General features: G+C 69.6%; 1 protein-coding gene. It reads left to right on the top strand.

Annotated features, from left to right (window positions below):
• Window positions 1-9: 9 nt before the first annotated feature.
• Window positions 10-4,751 (top strand): beta strand repeat-containing protein (locus ACTJKH_RS17665; RefSeq protein ID WP_440738001.1); only part of this gene is annotated, 4,742 nt, incomplete at its 3' end.

Below are 4,751 nucleotides of genomic sequence, written 5' to 3'. Positions count from 1 at the left end.
ACGGCGTCGGTGGCGGCGTTCGCTCCGGGTGGGGTGCGGGTGTCGGCGGATACGAACACGGTGCGGGTGAATACGGTGTTGCCTGCGGCGGGGTTGTCGGTGTCGAAGTCGGGTGTGGCGTCGGGTGCTGGTGCGGTGGGCGATGTGGTGTCGTATGAGTTCGGTGTGACGAACACGGGCAATGTGACGGTGTCGGGTGTGGTGCTGTCGGATGCGGTGCCGGGTGTGGTGTTGTCGGGTGTGGTGTGGCCGGATGCGGGTGCTCCGGGGGTGATCGCTCCGGGGGAGACGGCGACGGCGACGGGGTCGTATGTGATCGTGCAGGCGGATGTGGATGCGGGTCGTGTGGTGAACACGGCGTCGGCGTCTGGTGTGCCGGCGCGGAGTGAGCCGATCACGGTGGTGTCTGCGGAGAGTGTGGTTCCGACGGTGGCGGCGGCTCCGGCGGTGTCGGTGACCGACCGTGGTGCGTTGGCTCCGGGGGCGACGGGCCGGGCCGGTGATGTGGTGACGTGGACGTATGTGCTGACCAATGACGGCAACGTGACCCTGACCGGTGCCGCCCTCGCCGACTCCCTCACCGGGACGACCCCGCCGAGCTACACCTGGACGACTCCGGTCGGGATCCTCGCCCCGGGCGAGTCGGTGACGGCGACGGCGACGTACGTCCTGACTCAGGCGGATGTCGACGCGGGCAGCGTCACGAGCCTCGTCACCGGAACAGGAACACCGGCCAACGGGGGAGCCGCGGTCTCGGCCACAAGCCCGGCGACCGTGCCGATCGTCAGCGCTCCGGAGCTCGTCGTCACGAAGGATGACACCGCCACAGGCGGCAGCGTCGGAGACACGATCGAGTACGCGTTCACGATCGAGAACCGCGGCAACGTGACCCTGTCGGGCGTCGTGCTGTCCGACACGCTCTCCGGTCTCAGCACCCCGACGATCACGTGGCCGACGACGAACCGTGTGCTCGCGCCGGGCGAAGTCGCCACGGCCACCGCGACGTACGTCATCACGCAGAGCGATGTCGACGCCGGCGACGTGACGAACACCGCATCGGCCAGTGCGTCGCTTCCCGGCGGCACGAGCATCTCGGCATCCTCCGATGCCGTCGTGACGCCACTCGACGCATTCGCACCCGCCGTGGTCACGACGAAGTCCGCCGTCATCGCGAACGGTGCCGACGGAGCCGTGGGCGACGTCATCGAGTACACGGTCACCGTGCGCAACTCGGGCAATGTGACCCTCGACGGCGTGGGCATCGTCGACGAGCTCGACGACCTCTCCGACATCTCGGTCGTGTGGCCCGGCGTCGCAGGGGTTCTCGCGCCCGAGCAGACTCTCGTGGGCACCGCGCGATATGTCATCACGCAGGCCGATGTCGATCGTGGGTCGGTGTCGAACATCGCGGTGGGCTCCGGCACCGATCCCTCGGACACCACCGTCGAGGACCCGTCGGACCGAGTCGTCGTTCCCACAGTCGTGGCCGCGCCGGATGCGACCGTGAGCAAGAGCGGCGTGCTCGAGCCCGGTGCGACGGGCCGCGCAGGCGACACGGTGCGGTACTCGTTCCGCATCGCGAACACGGGCAATGTCACGTTGTCTGGGGTTGCTCTCGACGACCAGCTCGTCGGCCTGTCCGACATCGTGGTCTCCTGGCCCGGAGCAGACGGCGTCCTCGCCCCCGGCGCGACCGCCGATGCCACCGCGGAGTACGAGCTCACTCAGGCCGACGTCGATCGAGGGCGAGTCGACAACAGCGTCACCCTGACGGCATCCGCCCCCGGCGGTGCGCCGGTCGAACGCACGGCGACCGCGACGGTTCCCATCACCGAGGCGGCAGAGCTGACGACGGTCAAGAGCGGACAGCTGCTCGAGCCGGGGATCGGGGCCGTCGGAGACGTGATCGAGTACCGCCTGGTCGTGACGAACACGGGCAACGTGACCGTGCAGGACGGTCGACTCATCGATCGTCTCGCCGGACTCTCTCTGCCCGAGATCGCCTGGCCCGGCCCTGAGGGCGAGCTGCTCGTCGGCGACACGGTCGTCGGAGTCGCTCGGTACACGCTCACCCAGGCCGACATCGATCGGGGGTTCGTGCGGAACGTGGCCGGCGTCGAGGCGGTCACCGAGCAGGGGACGATCGTCGTCGCAGACTCCAACCCGGTCGTGATCAACACCGTGCAGCCCGCGGCGGCGCTGACCGTCGTGAAGGACGGCGTCGTCGACGGCGACGGCGGTGCAGGCGGCTCTGTCGACTACACCTTCCGCATCACGAACACCGGGAACGTGACCGTGAGCGCGATCACGCTCGCCGACCCGATGCCGGGGCTCAGCGAGGCGCAGATCACCTGGCCGGGAGCGGCCGGTGTGCTCGCGCCCGGGCAGACCGCGATCGCGACGGCCGGCTACACGATCACCCAGACGGACGTCGATGCCGGATCGATCGCCAACGCGGCGACGGCGAGCGGCAGCTCGCGGGGTGGTCCCGTCACGAGTCCTGCCGGCATCGAGACCGTCGACACCCAGGGCATCCAGGCCTCGATCGTCGTGGACAAGACCGCCGCGCTCGACCCCGATGCCACAGGCGTCGCGGGTGATGTCGTCACCTGGAGCTACTCGCTGCAGAACACGAGCAACGTCACTCTCACGGGCGTCGCCCTGACCGACCGTCTCAGCGGCTCCACGGCCCCCGAGTACACGTGGCCGGACCCGGCCCGCCCGGGAGTGCTGCTCCCCGGTCAGACGGTGACGGCGGTCTCGACGTACGAACTCACCCAGGCAGACGTCGATCGCGGCGGTGTGTCGAGCGCCGTCGACGGGGTCGGCACCCCGCCGCGCGGAGCGGACGTCACCGGCAGCTCCGTCGCCTCGGTCGAGATCGCGGCGCGCCCCGGCATCGCTGCGACGAAGTCCGGGGTGGTCGACGGTGCGGGCGACGTCGGCGACCGGATCGACTACACCTTCGGCATCACGAACACGGGCAACGTCACACTCACGCTCGTGGACCTCGTGGATGCCCTGGTCGGCGTCAGCTCGCCCACGTTCGACTGGCCCGGCGAGCCCGGCATCCTGCTGCCGGGTGAGACGGTCGACGCCGCGGCCGACTACACCATCACGCAGGCCGACGTGGACCGCGGCTCCGTCACCAACATCGCCACCGCCAGCGGAAAGCCGCCGGTGGGCGACACGATCACGGCGAGCACACCGCCGACGGACACGAGCGTCGCAGCTGCGGCACCGGAGCTGCGAACGGGCAAGACGGCGACGGTGCGCGGCGACGGTGCTGTGGGCGACATCGTCGACTACTCCTTCACCATCGAGAACACGGGCAACGTCACGGTGTCCGCGATCACGCTCTCCGACCCTCTTCCGGGACTCTCGGCGCCGACGGTGCGCTGGCCGGGTGAGACAGGCGTGCTCGCGCCGGGCGAGGTCGCGACGGCGACCGCGAGCTACGCGATCGTGCAGACGGATGTGGACGCGGGAGAGATCGTGAACATCGCGACCGCCGCGGGGTCCGCTCCGAGCGGGGCTGCCGTGCAGGACGACTCCGACCGTGTCAGCACCCCGACGATCGAGGCGGATGCCGGGATCATGATCGACAAGACGGGCGCACTCGCGCCGGGCTCCACCGGTCAGGTCGGCGATGTCGTGCAGTTCGGCTTCACGATCGCGAACAGCGGCAACCAGACTCTCCGCGCCGTGGAGCTCTCGGACGCACTGTCGGGGCTCAGCGCCATCGACGTGGTCTGGCCGAGCGATGACCCCGCAGCGACCGGCGTCCTTCCGGTCGGTACCGCGGCACGCGGTACCGCGACCTACACGCTCACCCAGGCGGACATCGATGCCGGATCGGTCGCCAACGCGGTCGAGGTCGTCGCGAGCACACCCGCCGGCACGACGGTCGATGCCGCCGACGCCGCGACGGTCACCATCCCCAGGACTCCTGCGCTGTCTGCGGTGAAGTCGGGTGTTCTGGCTGCGGGTGACATCGGTGCGGTCGGAGACACGGTGCAGTACGAGGTGGTGGTGACGAACACGGGCAACGTGACGGTCACCGGCGGTGTGCTGGTGGATCCGATGGTCGGCCTGTATGACGTGTCGATCGTGTGGCCCGACCCTGCCGCGCCCGGTCGTGTCGGTGTCGGTGAGCAGGCCGTCGGTCGGGGGAAGTACGACCTGACGCAGGCGGATGTGGATGCGGGTTTTGTGGAGAATACGGCGTCGGTGGCGGCGTTCGCTCCGGGTGGGGTGCGGGTGTCGGCGGATACGAACACGGTGCGGGTGAATACGGTGTTGCCTGCGGCGGGGTTGTCGGTGTCGAAGTCGGGTGTGGCGTCGGGTGCTGGTGCGGTGGGCGATGTGGTGTCGTATGAGTTCGGTGTGACGAACACGGGCAATGTGACGGTGTCGGGTGTGGTGCTGTCGGATGCGGTGCCGGGTGTGGTGTTGTCGGGTGTGGTGTGGCCGGATGCGGGTGCTCCGGGGGTGATCGCTCCGGGGGAGACGGCGACGGCGACGGGGTCGTATGTGATCGTGCAGGCGGATGTGGATGCGGGTCGTGTGGTGAACACGGCGTCGGCGTCTGGTGTGCCGGCGCGGAGTGAGCCGATCACGGTGGTGTCTGCGGAGAGTGTGGTTCCGACGGTGGCGGCGGCTCCGGCGGTGTCGGTGACCGACCGTGGTGCGTTGGCTCCGGGGGCGACGGGCCGGGCCGGTGATGTGGTGACGTGGACGTATGTGCTGAC

This window comes from Microbacterium sp. 22215 (assembly GCF_052045655.1).
Taxonomy (GTDB): domain Bacteria; phylum Actinomycetota; class Actinomycetes; order Actinomycetales; family Microbacteriaceae; genus Microbacterium; species Microbacterium phyllosphaerae.
This window is presented reverse-complemented; position numbering and strand designations above follow the sequence as displayed.